Genomic DNA, 14501 nt, shown 5'->3' on the forward strand with positions numbered 1-14501 from the left:
ACAGCCTCTCAGCCGATCACCGCAGCCGGGTTACAACGCCAACGTTCTCGATCGAGGCACTAGTGGTGGCGTGGGTGTGCCGCTGGGGATTCCGGCGATCGAGCGGGAACTCGGCGCCTTGCTGCTGATTGGTCGAGACCGTCGGCGAGCCTGGTCGCGGTTCACCGTGATGCGAGCCGCTTCTCCGCTGGCGGTCTGATCACGTCCGTGCGGGTGGCGACCGACCTGGGAAGTCGACTGGCGGTCGAGGTCGTGACCGCCGTACTCGCGGTCACCCTGGCGATCCGTCGTCACTGCAGCCCGGCGGTGGCGCTGTTCCTGGCGCGCCTCGGTGAGCTCGGTTGCGAGACCATCACCAAGCACCTGCTCGCGCGGCCGCGGCCGGCACTCGAACGCGCGCTGGCGACTGCTGACGGTGTCAGCTTCCCGTTTCGTCGCGGAATCGCGTCTGCCGCCCGTCGCGGAGCAGATAGGCGCAGGGGTCACTGACATACACCAGCACGAGCCGCCCCGCCGCGGCACCCGGGATGGCAGGATCGGGCGCCCGCGCCGGGATCCTCGATCTCCCGCGCTAATGCCCAGGCCGCACAGGCACTCGAGCGCCTCCCTCTGGATCGAGATCACCGCCCAAGTCCGCGACGGCTACGACCAACGTCGCACTCCGTTGGACGTTTGGCGCGCCCTCCTCCGGGCATCATCGCCCACCTCGACCCGTCCCGGGTCTGATGCGGACAAGGTGGTGCGTGATGGTTCTGATCATCGGGCTGCTGGTGCTCTGGCTCGTCCTCGTGGTTCTAGGGTTCGCTGTCAAGTCACTGCTCTGGCTGGCGATCATCGGAATCGTGCTTTTCATTGCGACCGGCACCTTCGGGGCTGTGCGTCGGCGCAGTGCCGCGCGCTGACGGCCTCAGCGTGCAGCGTCACAGCGCAAGGGTCGGCCGGACCCGGGTGGCGGGCGAGCCGTGCGGCTCGCTACGCGACGGCATCAACGCCGATTGAGCGAGCTTGTGCTGCGTGGGGATACCTCGACGCTGCTGCCAACCGTCAACCTGATCAGCACGTCGCCCACGAGCGGCGCGATGACGTCGCGCGGATGCTCATCCGCGTCAGCGACCAGCGCGCGGTCGAGGACTCACGGATCGCCCGGTCGTCGACGACCAACACTTGCTGGGACCCGACCACATCATCTACCCGGGACCCGCGCATGCCCCGCAGCGTGCCTGAGGAAGGTGAACGGCACCCGTGCCCCGGGTCGGAGACGGGTAAGAGCCCCGATCACCGCGCCCGAACCACGTCGGCTGGTGCTTACCCAATGCTTACTCGCGATTGGCCGGTCCCGCGCATTCGGAGGCCTAACGTCGGACTCGTCACGGCGGGAACCGCCGTCGCGGTGACGTGCACCGAGGAGTTGATGTGACCACAATCCTTGCGCTCAACCCGCTCAGTGCGAACGACCTGCTGTCGTCGTTCGGGACGATCGGCATCCTCGTCGTCTTGTTCGCCGAGACCGGGCTCCTCATCGGCTTCTTCCTACCCGGGGACTCCCTGCTGTTCACCGCGGGTCTGCTGTGCGCCGCCGGTAGCGGCGCGCTGCACCTGAGCCTGCCGTGGGTGCTGCTGGCCGCGGCGGCCGGCGCCCTCCTCGGCGCCCAGGCCGGGTTCTGGCTGGGGCACCGGGCGGGGCGCGCCCTCGAGGTTCGGTCGGGCCATCCACGGCTGCTCGCAGGGATGCATCGGGCCGAGGAGATGTTCGCCCGCTACGGGCCGGCGAAGGCGATCGTGCTGGCCCGGTTCATCCCGGTGGTCCGGACAGTCCTCAACCCGGTCGCCGGCGCCCTGCGCACCCCCGCGGCTACGTTCACCATGTGGCAGGTCGTCGGCGGTCTGGTGTGGACCGTCGGTCTGGTGCTTGCGGGATATGCCCTCGGTGCGACGGTTCCCGGGATCGAGGCCTACCTGTTGCCGGTCATCGGGCTGGTCATTGTCGTGTCGCTGCTCCCAATAGCGGTGGAGCTCCGTCGGGAGCGCCGGCGGGTCCGAGCCAGCGGCTGAGGTGCTCGACGAGGCGATGGGACGAGATGGAGTGATGACGTGGGCATCCGAGGGGCGGATCGAGCCCGGCGCCCGGCGGTCCGTCCCGCGAGCGATGCTCGACGGGCTGAGGAACGCGTCGGGCACGCGTATGCGGCGACCTTCCGCGACGAACTGGCCGCCCTGACATCCGACCTGAGGTGTGGGGACGCTCGCCGTTCGAAGGGTTCCCAACCTCTAACCACCTGCTGGTGAGGCCCGTACCAGCACGTCCATAGCGTCTATGGCATGAACGGTGTCACGGTCTCCCGCCCCACCGCCGCGAACGACCCCGGACAGCCCTCCGCCCCGCAACCCACGGGCAACCGGACGCCTTCCCGGCGCGCGGCCAGGACCGGGTGGCGCCGGCGGCGCCGATGGGTCGGACTGGCCATGATCGCTGTGCTCATCCCCGTGGCGACCTCCTACGTTCGGGCGCTGGTGTATCCGGGGAACGCGTCGTTTCTCGTGCGGACCGTGGAGTGGGTGCGTGACCACGGGGGCGCTCCCGTGGTGAACCTCGCCGAGAACGTCTACTACCGCTTGCACGCACCCGCCGATACGGCCCCGGACTCCCGTTCCCTTCCGGTCGTCACCACCGACCCCTCGCGGCCGATCACTATCGCGCCGGTCGCACCGCTGATCACTCCCGCGCTCGCCGGCGAGGGTGTCTGGACCCCGACTCAGGCGATCCCGGGGCACGCCGCGTCGGTGCTGACGACGTTCATCCGCCCCGATCCCGCCCATGCCAGCGTCGTCGCGGGCATCGCGCGGTTCGACCAGCGCACGGTCAGCACCCGACTGATCCCGGGCACCCGGGAGCCCAGCGGGCGGGGCTGGCCTGAGGCCGGGCGCGTCCCGGCGGCCTCCCGCCCGACCCTGCTGGCCACGTTCAACTCCGGGTTCAAGATGAAAGACGCTAACGGCGGGTTCTCCGCCGATGGCCGCACCCCGGTTCCGTTGCGCGACGGCGCGGCGTCGGCCGTGATCGACTCCTCCGGAGTCGTTCACATCGGAGCGTGGGGCCGCGACGTCGGCGCCGGCCCCGACGTCGTCGCGGTCCGCCAGAATCTCGATCTGATCATCGACCACGGTCAGGTCGTGCCCGGTCTCGACATCAACGGCGGCGGGCAGTGGGGTTCGGCGAGCAACCAGCTGCAGTACACCTGGCGGTCCGGCCTCGGCGTCACGGCGCACAACGACCTGGTCTACGTCGGCGGCGCCGGCCTGACGCTGGCAACACTTGCCGCTGCGCTCACGCAGGCCGGCGCGGTCACCGGCATGGAGCTCGACATCCACAACCAAATGGTCGACATGTTCACCTACGACCACACCGCTCACCTGCCCGCCCAGCTCGTCGGCACCCCTCTGCTGCCGACGATGCCGGGCCCGGTCGACCGCTACCTGCAGGCCGACCAGCGGGACTTCTTCGCACTGACCGCGCGGTGAGCACGATCGCGCTGCTCGCGGCACAGGACGCCCTCGTCCTCGCCGCCGTGATCGTCCTCATCGCGCTTGCGTACGCCCGCAATCCCCTTTTCGTGCCCGCCGTGAGCGCAACAGTGCTGTTCGGCGCGCACACGGTCTTGTCCTCGATCGTCGCGATGCACGGTCTGGGGCCGCTCGGGCCCGACACCGTTGTTCTGACGTGGATCATGCAGGAGCGCTCTGCCGCGGCGACGACGGCGATGTCAGTGGTATCGGCGGCGGGCGGCACGCTCGGGATGGTCGTGGTCGCCGTGGCCACCTGCGCCGTGCTGCTGTGGCAGCGCCGCATCCGTGCCGCGGCCGTGGTCGTCGTGGCCCTGGGCGGTGCCGGGGTACTGGTCGTCGTGGTCAAGAACCTCGTTGCCCGGCCACGGCCGCCGCAGTCCTGGCAGCTCGCGGCGGAGAGCAGCTACTCGCTGCCCTCGGGGCACGCCCTGAGCTCTACGGTCGTCCTCGGGATCGTGGCAGCGGTCGTGGTCACACGCACGACACGCACGCTCATCCGATGGACCACGGTCGCCCTCGCGGCCGGGGCCGTGGCGGCCATCGGCGTCAGTCGGCTCTATCTCGGGGTGCACTGGCCCAGCGACGTGCTCGACGGCTGGCTGCTCGGCGGTGCGTGGCTGACGGTGTGCGTGGGCGCGCTCTTCCGCGTCGAGCCTTCCCCGGGGGAGGTGGCCGCCGCGGACCCGCTCATTCCACTCGGCTCGATCCCGGCGCACGAGGACCGGCCGCCCGCCCGCAGGTGAGCAACGACGGCTCTCGCGGCAAGGTGGAGGCAAACACTGCTCGCCCCGTCGAACCCTTGCACTCCGGCCACCCCGCGATTGCCGAACGCTTGCCCGCGGGCTCGCACACTCCGGTCATGTCGACGACGAGCTCGTTGCACCGCAGGCAGTCCCAGACGAGGCGCGGCGGCGGGGAGGCGGGCGGCTGTGTCCTTCTCACCGGCGCGGAGTACACCGGCGGCCTGGCCGCACTTCGCGGGCTGCACCGGGCCGGCTACCGCACGTGGGTCGCCACCACGGACCCGCACTCCTACGGGGCGCTCTCTCGTGCCGCGGCGGGGGTGATCCCGATCCTCGACCCCCGCGTCGATCCCGACGGCTTCGCGCACGGGTTGGCGGCCGCGGCGACCCGAATCGGCGCGACCGTCGTCCTGCCCGGCACCGAGGCTGGTCTGCTCGCCCTCGCCGACCGTCGCAACCTCTTTCCCGCTGGTGTCGCGGTCGGCGCGCCCGAGACGGCTCTCGTCGCCGCCGCGTGCGACAAGAGCCTGCTCGACTCACACGCCCGCTCCGCCGGGTTCCTCGTCCCGCCGACCGCCGCCGTCACCCTCTCCGACCTCGACGACGGTGACGGCGGGGTCCGCTTCCCCGCTGTCGTGAAGCCACTGCGGTCGGAGATGACCCGCGACGGTCGCCTCGAGCGCATCGAGGTCGCCCGGGTGGCGGGACTAGACGAGTTGGTCACGGCGTTGCGCGACCTGCCGGATCAAGCCGGACTCGTGCAGCCCTATCTGCACGGCCGGATCCGCACCGTGAACGGCGTGGCCTGGGAAGGACGGGTCGTCACGACCGTGCACAAACGTGCCGAACGGACCTGGCCCCGCGACTGCGGCGTCGTCTGCTTCGCCACCACCGTCGCGCGCGACCCGGCCCTCGACGAGGCGGCCCGGGCGTTGATGGCGAACCTGCGCTGGAGCGGTCTGTTCAACATCCAGCTGATCGAGTCGGCGTCCGGGCCGTTGCTCATCGACCTCAACCCGCGCGTGTACCACTCGCTCGCGCTCGCGATCGCCGCCGGGCCGAACCTGCCGGCGATATGGGTGGACCTGCTGCTGGGCCGGACCCCGGCCGTCGTCGACTACGAGCTCGGCCGCACGTTCCGCGCCGAGGACGACATATACGCCGTGCTCAGCGCGCGCGACCGTGGGGTGGGCTCCGCTGTCTCCGAGCTCAGGCCCCGCCGGGGCACGACGCACGCAGTTCTGGACCGTCACGACCCGCGACCGACCCAGGCGCTGGTCGGCCGGGTTGTCTCCGGTCTCCGAAGGAAGATTGCCGATCGCCGGCACGGGTGAGCCCTCCGGACGACGGCAACCGTCTCCTGTCGGTCGAGAAATCGCCCACCCGAGCCGCCGAGGCGTTCGACCCCCAGGGGGTCCCGGTCTCGGTCAGGCCGACACGTGGTTGTCAGCCGACCAGGAGCAGCACCACCGTGAGCAGCGCGGCGATTCCGACCCCGACCACGAAGCTACCTGCGCCGACGAGCACGCACAGGCGCAGAAAGGCAGATGCGTAGCGCCGCAGTCGTGTCATCACCCGGCCCCCGATCCATCGCCACCGCGTCGCAGTGGTCCCGACGCCATCCCTCCCGACGGTAGGTCCGGGTCTGTTCGGAGTCGGGTAGCTCGATGCAAGCGCCGGGTAAGGAATCTCCAGGCCACGGGAGGTCCCCGCCGAGCCTCGCCCTTGACCTCATCACTCGGCTGCCCGCATCGCCGGGAGGACACCGCCCGCACCGGGCGCGGTCGCGACGAGCAGAGTGAAGGTGGCCGGGCGTGCCCGGCTCAAGGTGAGCCGCCCACCCTCGGCCTCGGCCAGGCTCCGCGCCAGCGCGAGACCGATGCCGTGCCCACCTGTCGGGCGAGGCCCATCGATGCCCGCGGAGCGCCGCGCGAACAAAGTCGTCGGCGGCATCAAGATTCCTGGTCCTTCGTCGCTGACGTCGACCGCGAGCGCACCCGCCGCGTCCCGGACGTCAACGGTGACCGTTCCCCCGCCGTGCTGTAGCGCGTTCTCCAGCAGCACGGCGAGAACCTGACGGATCGCTGCTTCGGATGCGCTCGCAGGCAGAAGACCCTCCTCCGCCCGGACCAGTAGTGTCCTGCCGCGCTCGACCAACAGCCGCCGCCACGGCTCGACGACGTCGGCGACCAGAGACACCATGTCGACCGTGCCGCGTCCGGTGCGGATGTCGCGGGCGAGGGCGAGCAGGTCCTCGACCGTGCGCTGCAGGCCGTCGGCCGCATGCACTGCATCGTCGATCGCCGCGCGCAGGTCGGCCTCGGGATCGTCGAGCGCGGTCTCCAGGCTCAGCCGGAGCCCGGCGAGCGGGGTCCGCAGCTGGTGCGAGGCGTCCGCTGTGAACGCCCGCTCGCGCGCGACGAGGTCCCCGAGCCGGTCAGCGGTGGTGTCCAGATCGGCCCCGACGGAATCGATCTCGGGGATCCCCACCCGCTGGGTCCGCGCAGTGAAGTCTCCCGCTCCGAGCAGGCGGGCAGTCGTGGACAGCTGTTCCAACGGGCCGGCCAACCGTCCGGCCTGACGGCGAGCGACGATCCACACCGCCGCGAACGCAGCCAGCGCGAACGCCGTCATCACGGCCCATACCAGGCCGATCTGCAGGTAGACCTCCGTGCCGGAGGCAGCGACGCGGATGACGCCCGCGCGCGGGTCATTCCCGGTCACGGCAAGGGCGACGACGCCGTCGTCGGACGTGATCTGCCCCGGGTTGGCGAGTGCGTCGCGCACCGGCGGGTCCGCGGTGGCCGGTCCGGTTCCGAGGATGCGCGTGCCACTCGTGTCGTAGAGCGCGACGTCGGCTTCCTCCGCGACGGTCGGTAGCTCCAGCGGATGCGCGCCCGCGATGTCGACCGCGACGGTCAACGCCGAGACGGTCGCCACCTGGTCGAGCTCGCTGCGCTCGCGATCGACCAGGTACTTGGCAGCGATCGCGGCCAGCGGGAGCCCGAACAACGCGATGGCCAGAACAGCCGCGCCCAGGGTGAGGACGACGATACGACGGCGCATCAGGCGGGCGGATCGAGCCGGTACCCGTGGCCGCGCAAGGTCACGATGGTCGGCATGCGCACCGACCCGGCCGAGGCCAGCTGCCGGCGGATCGAAGCGACGTGCACGTCGAGGGTCTTCGTGGAGCCGAACCAGTTCTCGTCCCAGACCTCGGCGATGAGGACATCGCGACTGACCGCAACGCCAGGATTCGCCGCGAGCCGCGCGAGCAGGTCGTACTCCCGAGGACGCAGGTGGAGCTCCCCGCCGTTGACCGTGACGCGCCGGCTCGCGACGTCGAGAACGAGGTCTCCGAGCTCGGTCGGGGGCTGGTGGCCTCCCGCCTCGGCACGGCGGAGATGCGCGCGCACCCGCGCGTGCAGCTCACCGAGCCGGACAGGCTTGACCAGGTAGTCGTCCGCGCCGGACTCCAACCCGAGGACGACGTCCATCTCCTCGTCACGCGCGGTCAGCATGACGATCACGGCATCGGGCAGGGCGGGCCGCAGCTCGCGGCAGACCGCGATGCCGTCGAGATCCGGGAGCCCCAGATCCAGCAGAACCAGATCGAACGACGCCCGCGCCCCCTCACGGACAGCGGCCCCACCATCCTGGGACCAGACAACCTCGTGCCCGTGGAGCGTCAGGCTGCGCGCGAGCGCGCCCCCGATCGTCTTGTCGTCCTCAACCAGCAGCAACCGGGCCACGAGACCGACTCTAGGACGGGCGCGAGCACCGATTCGTAGGAAACGGGCGTGCTTACCGAACGCTTACCCCTGGTTGGCCGGCCCCGGTCCCGGTCGCGCGGCCGAGCTCGTCGTTGCCGGCAACGACCGTGCCGCCACGGCGTAGGCCGGGAACACCAGACGGTCGTCGAGGTCTCGGCGACGGCAGCCGACCGAGGCAGACGAAGATCGCCCTGCAGACGAAGGCCCGAAATCGTCGTCCACAGCCGATCGAGCGCGCATCCCGCGGCACCGCGCGGTCCGCGCCCGGAAGCCTCGTCGGCCGACCACGTGTCGGTGGTCCGGGAGATGGTGTCCTTGCAGACCTTCGCCCCGTAGACCTCGGCGAAGTGCGCCGCCACCGCCCGGGGGGGGCTGACCACCGGGGAGGTACGGCGACAGAGCCGGCGCGCCCACGCGCAATCCTTGAGCCAACGTGAGGTTTGTCAGCGGCCGTCGCAATCGGAACTGAATGAAGGTCGTCGCCGAGCTGGGCTTCAAGAAAGTTGATGGCCGAGATTGCGCCGCCGCAGCGTCCTACTCACACGGGCGCACCCCTTTTGGCCCGTAGGTCTTACCGGCGGGGCGACGCACCAGGTGGCTTGCGTCTGCGGGAGGGGGGTCGTGGGTTCCGCTGCGGCGGAATCCCCGGCATCGTTTCCTCGTCGAGCTCGCCGCCCGTGCGATAGGTGCCGCTGGCAGTACGTGCAGGATGGGACGGCGACGACGTTGGCTGGTCCTGAGGGCTTACACGTCGATCCAGCAGTACGCGCAGTGGTTCGTTGTCGCCGCGATGCGCAGCCTGTGAGACCAGGATGTTCTCCTGCTGGTCCAGGCCCTGCCAGGACAGCTGATATCCAGCGGCGCGAGCCAGCTGGGCCACGAAGGCCCGCTGGGCACGGCCGTTTCCCTCGCGGAACGGGTGTAGCGCGTTGATGTCGGCGAGCACGTCGGCAAGCCCGGCGACGAACGCGTCCCGCCCTAGTCCACGCAGGTGGCCGTTGCCCGCGAGCCGGCCGAAGATGTCGTCGGCAAACGCAGGGATGTGCTGGGGGAGGCAGAACAGGTCCTGCTTGGCGATCGTCACGGTTCGCAGCTGGCCGGCCCAGTCGTAGAGGTCGGTGAACAAGAAGCGATGGAACGCCTGTAGGTGTGCCAAGTCGTAGGCGCCGGGCAGCGCGCTTTCGGCGAGCTGCACCAGCCGTAGCGCGGTGACCTCGGCCTCGATCCGATCGAGTTCGTCCTGGTCAGAGATGCCGAGCACGTTGCGCAGGACGCCGGTTCGTGGATCGGTGTAGGGGTCGTCGGCCACTGCAGGTCGAGTTCAGCGTCGGTACGGCGCCAGCGCTTGGGCGAGGGCCTCCTCGGGGCTAATGCGACCGTCGGCAACCGCCGCGAGCCGGTCGAGACCTTCCGGGCTCGGCTCGAGCCCCTCGGCGCGGACCGATGCCAGTGCCTCGGTAACGGCGTGGCGACGGGCTTCGGCGAGCCGGTGCAGCTGCTCATACTGCTCGATCGACATCAGGACTGCCTCCGGTCTGCGGTGGGACCCGACGAAGACGGGCCCGGCACCGGGCTCGGCCACACGCTTAACCACCCCGGCGAGTTCGGAACGGAGCTCGCGCATGGTCAGGACCTTCAGGGGGCCGTCCACCGCCTCAGGCTAACACACTTGTGTACACATTTCCGGCGGCAGCCCTCGTCCGCGTGCCGGTACGCAAGGAGGCGCTGAGGACGCCCTGCTGAGGGCGCCTTGCCGATCAGCGCTGGTCCGGGTCCTCGTCGTTGCGTCCGGACGGATCGCCAGCTCGGTCGAGTTCGTCGCTGAACTCGGCCTGTTGGTCCTGGTGGCGCACCCGGTGCTTGGCGAGCTGCTCCTCGTGGCGAGCATGGGCATCGGCGAGACGCTGCTCGGCGTACACGGCGGCGGTGGCAGCAGCATCGCGTAGGGCCTCGATCTGCGCCGTCGCTGCGGCGATTTCGGCGCGGGCGGTGGCGGCGCGTTCGTGCTAGGTCGCGCGCCTCCTCGCGGGCCGCAGTGTGTTGTTCGGTGAGCGACACGATGGTCAGTTCGTCGCGGGCGATGCGCTGTTCGGCCAGCTCGGTGCGGCGGCCTTGTTCGCCCAGTTCGCGGCGCTCGGTCGCCAACGCGGCGCGGGCGTCATCGCGGGCCTCGGTGAGGTCGCGCACCTGCTGCGTCGCGGCGGCGAGTTCGATCCGGATCTCGTCGCGTGCGGCCTCGGCCGCCAGGCGTCGTGTGGCGAGGCGTTCGATCTCGCTTCGAGCGTCGGACAGGGCCGCGGCGGTGGCCTCACCCTCGTTCTCTGCGGTCGCGCGGGAGGCGCGAAGTTCGGCCAGCTCGCCGGCGAGCGATGCAGCCGCCCGTTCGTGCTGGCCGCGCTGCTCGCAGGCCTCGTCGCGCTCGGTCAGGGCCTGGCCGGCGACATACTCGACGTCGGCCTGGGGCGAGCCGGGCCGCGTCGGCGGTGCGCTCGGCCTCTTCGGCGCGGGCGAGCGCGTCGTCAGCGGCGGCCTCGGCGGCGTCGATGCGGCTGCAGGCCTCCCGCTGCACGGCGTCGACTTCCGAACCGCGAGCGCCTCCGACGCGGCGTCCTCGTACGGGTCCGAGGCCTGCGAGGCCGCCGGGTGGATTCGGGGTCGGCAGCGATGTGGATCGCCTCGACGAGCTGTGTGATCAGCGGCTGCAGTTGACGGTCGACCAGGTTGCCGAGCTGCTCGTGCAGCTTCGCGGCGGTGGCGCGGACCTGGGTGACGGGGCGCAGGGGAGTGGCACCTACGGCCGGCGCGGACGGCTGGCTGCCCGGCTCGGGGACGGTGACCATGCCGTTGACGACCCGGTGCGCGGTGTAGGCGACGTGCCGGAGGCCGTCGACGGTCTGCTGGCAGTACTTCGGCTTGCGGCCCACGCCGGCGTACTCCATGACGTTCGGGCAGCGGCCCGGCATCGGGAACTCGCACGCGATCAGCTGAGGCTGCGGCACGCCGGCGTCCGCCGCATTGGTCTCGGTCACGCGACGAAACGAACAAGATGCATAGCATTTCGTCAAGTATAATCGCATAGCACTTTATTGTTACGCCATGCAATGCTATATACCGATCCACAAGATAATGCCACTTATCTTGTAGTTCGAGACCGGCGGCCAAGGGACGCCCCCCGTCGCCGGCGGAGGAGAGTCGAGGGGCCCTCCCGCAGGGGCATCGAGCGCCATCACCTGTTCCCGAAGGCCTTCCTCAAGCGCACCGGCATCGGCGAGACCAAACGGGTCAACCAGATCGCCAACATGGCCCTGGTCGAGTGGAGCGACAACATCGATATCTCCGACCAGCCCCCCACCGAGTACTGGCCCGCCCAGATCGCCCAGAGAGGCATCAGCCCGCAGCGGCTGGCCCAGCAGTGTTACTGGCACGCGCTCCCACCGGGCTGGGAGAGCCTGCGCTACGAGGAGTTCCTCGAAGCCCGCCGCGGTCTCATGAGCACCGTCGTCCGCGACGCCTTCACCACACTCGGCGACCAGACCTACGACCCGACCTACCCCGCGCCAGGCCCAGTCCTCGACCCGGTGCTACCAGGAGGCCGGACCGTGACCCTCGCCGACCTCGTCAGGGCCGACCTCCTCCCGGAAGGCACCGTCCTGTCAGCGGCCGGTGACAGTGAGATAACCGCGACGGTGCTCGCCGGCGGGCAGATCCGCGTCGGCGGACAGACCTACGACAGCCCGTCCGCGGCAGCCACCAACGCCAGCGGCGGGTCCCGCAACGGCTGGACCTACTGGATCGCCGATCTCGCCGACGGACAGTTCAGCCTGGCCAGCCTCCGCGAGACCTCCCTCAACTCCGCCGAGCCACAGCGCTAATCACCGGATTTCCATCCAGTCACGCCTGAGTCCTGTCCTCGCTGGCCCGAGACCGCCTGAGGCCGCGCTAGCCGACCTCGCCCGACTCGGCGAGGTAGGAGGCCACCGCGTAGGTGGCGTGGCGGTCGAGGTTGTGGCGGGCCCGGTCGTAACGGCGGGTGGTCCGCGGGTCGGCATGCCCGGCAGCGTCCTGGACATCGCGCAGCTCGACCTTCGCGTCCAGGGCGGTGGTGACGAAGGTGTGCCGCAGGCTGTGCGGGCCGATCCGGTCCGCCGAGGCGAGGCCGGCGGTGCGGGCGAGGCGGCGGATCAGCCGCCACGCCGCCGGACCGTCCATCCGCCGCCCGCTCCGGGTGATGAAGATCGGCCCCGCATCCCGACCATCGAGGTAGGCGTCCAGCGCTCGGGCGGTCGGCGCCGCCAGCGCCGCGGTGGCGGCGCGGCCGCCCTTGCGGTGCAGGCGCAGCACCCGGTGCCCGCGTTCGGTCTGGAGATGTTCGACGTCGCGGGAGAGTGCCTCGTCGATGCGTAACCCGTTGTGCAGCAACAACGTGACCAGCGCTGTCGCGCGGGGCCCGTCCGCCTGGGCGGCCGCGAGCAGCGCGCGTTGCTCGTCGCGGTCGAGCCCGGTGCTGGGGGAGTCGGACTCGACCCGGGGCCGCCGTACCCGGGTCACCGGTGAGGACGCGATCAGACCGTCGTCGACGGCGTAGTCGTAGAACCCGGCCAACGCGGCGAGCCTGCGCGCCACGGTCGACGCCGCGGCCGGTCGCCCGGTCCGCGGCCGCGGCGCGGCGAGGGCGGTGACGTAGCCGTCGAGGTGCACCCGGCGGACGGCGAAGACCTCGACCCCGACCTCGTCGCACCAGTCGAAGAAGTCGGTGACGTCGCCGGCGTAGGCGCGGCGGGTGTGCTCGGAACGGCAGCTCAGCAGGAACGCCGCCAGGACCCGATTCCGCCGGTCCCGCGCATGCTCGACCTCCCCGGCCGCCACCGCCACGACGCTCGTCCCGGTGGGGGGTGCGTCGTCGTCGCGCTGCTCGGGCCCACCCACGCCGGAAACCGTAACCGAGCAGCACGCGAACCCCACGGAGGTCGAGCTGGTGTCAGGTGCTGGCGTCCCAGCCGGCACCGCGGAGCATCGCGAGCGCCTCGATCTTGTCGCTGAGGGCGTCGAAGTCGATGGGGGACAGGAAGACCTGCACGTGCGGCTCGCCGGCACGGGCGTCGGCGTGCCAGACGGTGCGCTCGACGACCAGCGGATCGGGGTAGGACGCCACATACATCTCCGCGCCAATCGACGGGCGGCCGGCATCTCCACCAGCCGGGTCAGATGGATCAACGGGTCCTCGGCGGCCATGACCTCCTCCAATGAGCTGGCTGCCGGGCCTCGGGGATCGCCGTGGTCGGCGGCGTGTGCCGGCGCCTGCGCCGCCATTCTCAAGGCCGTGCGACGAGCTCCACCCGGACCATGTTCGCAGTCTGCCTCAGGACCTGGTCGACGCCAGCGAGGTCACGCTCGTGTCGCTCACCCGTCTCGAGGGGAACCCCGTCCTCAGGACCGCAACTTAGTAGTGCTCCGTGGTGATCTTCTTCTTCGGACCCATCTTGTGCCACATGGTGATCGGCAGCCACACACAGAGGCCCCACACTCCTCCGGTGATGATCGTGAGGAACAGGTGCAGGCCGTGGCTCGTCGATTTGCGCTGCTTCGTGACCGAACGGCTCGGGCCGATGTTGCCGACGTTCACGACTGCTTGCTGCGCGCCTGCGGCGGCGTGAATCGACGGCACCGGCTGCGGCGCGTGAGCGGGCGATGGGGGACGCTGCTGCGGCAGCGGCTGTGTGAAGTCCGCCGGCTGCACTGGGTACAGCGGGCCACGTTCCACGGATCCGTAGGGGGCGAGGGCGTCGCGGCGGGGGGCGGTCTGCGCGTGGCGGTCAAGCTCGCGGGGAGACGTCACACAGACAAGACGTCGCAGAAGCGCATCGGTTGCGCGATTCGTCCTCCTTCAGGCGGATTCGTGTTGGGCAAGATGGCTGCACACGGCGCCGTCCGCCCCCTGGAAATGCAGCCGAGGTGGCTGACCGTTCGGTAACGCCCGTCTTGTCGATGGCGACGGTTGTGTGTCGGGTTCGAGCCGGGGATCGGGAGCGTGGCGTGCAGGCAGAAGCTGTGGACGAGGCCGTCGGCGACGTCGTTGACGACATGCAGCTCGACCCCGACGAGGTGATCGTGCTGACCCTGTTGCAGCAGCTGATGCTCGGCCGGGACCTGATCGCGGAGAAGAACGCCACCCGAGCCGCGGCCAAGCAGCAGTTCCGCGACGAGTTCGGCCACGCCGCCGCCCAGGCCCACTGGACGCTGGGACCTGGCCTCCCGGAGTGGGCCCGCGAGGCCGCGGCATCGATCGCGGGACGTGTCCCGGCGCACCAGCGTGGCCCGATCGAGGACGCTGCGCCTGTGTTCGGTGCCCGCATCGGGCGTCGCTCACTGGTGCACCCTCCTTGTGTCCGAGTCGGATCGTTGATCCAGGATTCGGGCGCAC

19 protein-coding genes are annotated in these 14501 nt (G+C 70.5%); 9 read left to right on the forward strand and 10 right to left on the reverse strand.

Translation table 11 applies throughout. The features are described from left to right. The 7 genes from PSD17_RS13790 to PSD17_RS13820 all read left to right on the forward strand — a co-directional run. A partial coding sequence (locus PSD17_RS13790; RefSeq protein ID WP_339122839.1) for a hypothetical protein occupies positions 1–199 on the forward strand: 199 nt, incomplete at its 5' end. Positions 200–213: 14 nt separating this feature from the next. Continuing rightward, on the forward strand, positions 214–489 hold the full coding sequence (locus tag PSD17_RS13795) for a hypothetical protein (RefSeq protein WP_339122840.1): 276 nt from the start codon (positions 214–216) through the stop codon (positions 487–489). A gap of 254 nt (positions 490–743) precedes the next feature. Beyond that, positions 744–902: a hypothetical protein gene (locus PSD17_RS13800; RefSeq protein ID WP_339122855.1), complete on the forward strand. Its 159-nt coding sequence runs from the start codon at positions 744–746 to the stop codon at positions 900–902. A gap of 511 nt (positions 903–1413) precedes the next feature. Next, positions 1414–2052, forward strand: a complete 639-nt coding sequence (locus tag PSD17_RS13805; RefSeq protein ID WP_339122841.1) for a DedA family protein — start codon at positions 1414–1416, stop codon at positions 2050–2052. A gap of 504 nt (positions 2053–2556) precedes the next feature. Further along, positions 2557–3519 (forward strand): hypothetical protein, encoded by a 963-nt coding sequence (locus PSD17_RS13810; protein ID WP_339122842.1) that lies wholly within the window; start codon positions 2557–2559, stop codon positions 3517–3519. Next, positions 3516–4307: a phosphatase PAP2 family protein gene (locus PSD17_RS13815; RefSeq protein ID WP_013676884.1), complete on the forward strand. Its 792-nt coding sequence runs from the start codon at positions 3516–3518 to the stop codon at positions 4305–4307. The genes PSD17_RS13810 and PSD17_RS13815 overlap by 4 nt, the downstream gene beginning before the upstream one ends. A 116-nt stretch (positions 4308–4423) precedes the next feature. Then, positions 4424–5641, forward strand: coding sequence for a carboxylate--amine ligase (locus tag PSD17_RS13820; protein ID WP_339122843.1), 1218 nt, complete (start codon positions 4424–4426; stop codon positions 5639–5641). A 112-nt stretch (positions 5642–5753) separates the two neighbouring features. Here the strand turns inward: PSD17_RS13820 and PSD17_RS13825 are convergent, their stop codons facing one another. The 7 genes from PSD17_RS13825 to PSD17_RS13855 all read right to left on the reverse strand — a co-directional run bounded on the left by PSD17_RS13825 (position 5754) and on the right by PSD17_RS13855 (position 11109). Next, complete coding sequence (locus PSD17_RS13825) at positions 5754–5879, reverse strand: hypothetical protein (RefSeq protein ID WP_013676886.1); 126 nt, start codon at positions 5877–5879, stop codon at positions 5754–5756. 162 nt (positions 5880–6041) lie between these two features. Further along, entirely contained in the window at positions 6042–7373 is a 1332-nt protein-coding gene (locus PSD17_RS13830) for a sensor histidine kinase (RefSeq protein ID WP_339122844.1), read from the reverse strand. Next, entirely contained in the window at positions 7373–8059 is a 687-nt protein-coding gene (locus PSD17_RS13835; RefSeq protein WP_339122845.1) for a response regulator transcription factor, read from the reverse strand. Before PSD17_RS13835 ends, PSD17_RS13830 begins: the two co-directional genes overlap by 1 nt. 592 nt (positions 8060–8651) lie before the next feature. Continuing rightward, a complete protein-coding gene (locus PSD17_RS13840) occupies positions 8652–9389 on the reverse strand; it encodes a Fic/DOC family protein (RefSeq protein WP_339122846.1) in 738 nt (245 codons plus the stop codon). 12 nt (positions 9390–9401) lie between these two features. After that, entirely contained in the window at positions 9402–9731 is a 330-nt protein-coding gene (locus tag PSD17_RS13845) for a type II toxin-antitoxin system prevent-host-death family antitoxin (protein ID WP_339122847.1), read from the reverse strand. 106 nt (positions 9732–9837) lie between these two features. Continuing rightward, on the reverse strand, positions 9838–9999 hold the full coding sequence (locus PSD17_RS13850) for a hypothetical protein (RefSeq protein ID WP_339122848.1): 162 nt from the start codon (positions 9997–9999) through the stop codon (positions 9838–9840). A gap of 600 nt (positions 10000–10599) precedes the next feature. After that, on the reverse strand, positions 10600–11109 hold the full coding sequence (locus PSD17_RS13855) for a hypothetical protein (protein WP_339122849.1): 510 nt from the start codon (positions 11107–11109) through the stop codon (positions 10600–10602). Between the two features lie 270 nt (positions 11110–11379). On the opposite strand from PSD17_RS13855, the gene PSD17_RS13860 reads away from it, so the two are divergent. Next, complete coding sequence (locus PSD17_RS13860) at positions 11380–11952, forward strand: restriction system modified-DNA reader domain-containing protein (RefSeq protein WP_339122850.1); 573 nt, start codon at positions 11380–11382, stop codon at positions 11950–11952. A gap of 67 nt (positions 11953–12019) precedes the next feature. On the opposite strand, the gene PSD17_RS13865 is transcribed toward PSD17_RS13860, so the two are convergent. The 3 genes from PSD17_RS13865 to PSD17_RS13875 form a co-directional block, all read right to left on the reverse strand. Beyond that, on the reverse strand, positions 12020–13006 hold the full coding sequence (locus tag PSD17_RS13865; RefSeq protein ID WP_339122851.1) for a tyrosine-type recombinase/integrase: 987 nt from the start codon (positions 13004–13006) through the stop codon (positions 12020–12022). A 52-nt stretch (positions 13007–13058) separates the two neighbouring features. Further along, positions 13059–13232 carry a hypothetical protein gene (locus tag PSD17_RS13870; protein WP_339122852.1) on the reverse strand — a complete coding sequence of 58 codons (174 nt, stop codon included), beginning with the start codon at positions 13230–13232 and terminating at the stop codon, positions 13059–13061. A 288-nt stretch (positions 13233–13520) separates the two neighbouring features. Next, positions 13521–13703: a hypothetical protein gene (locus PSD17_RS13875; protein ID WP_339122853.1), complete on the reverse strand. Its 183-nt coding sequence runs from the start codon at positions 13701–13703 to the stop codon at positions 13521–13523. A 410-nt stretch (positions 13704–14113) separates the two neighbouring features. Between PSD17_RS13875 and PSD17_RS13880 the strand changes: the two genes are divergently transcribed. After that, the coding region (locus PSD17_RS13880) for a hypothetical protein (RefSeq protein WP_339122854.1) at positions 14114–14501 on the forward strand (388 nt) is incomplete at its 3' end.

Source organism: Pseudonocardia sp. D17 (assembly GCF_036984265.1).
Classification (GTDB): Bacteria; Actinomycetota; Actinomycetes; order Mycobacteriales; family Pseudonocardiaceae; genus Pseudonocardia; species Pseudonocardia benzenivorans.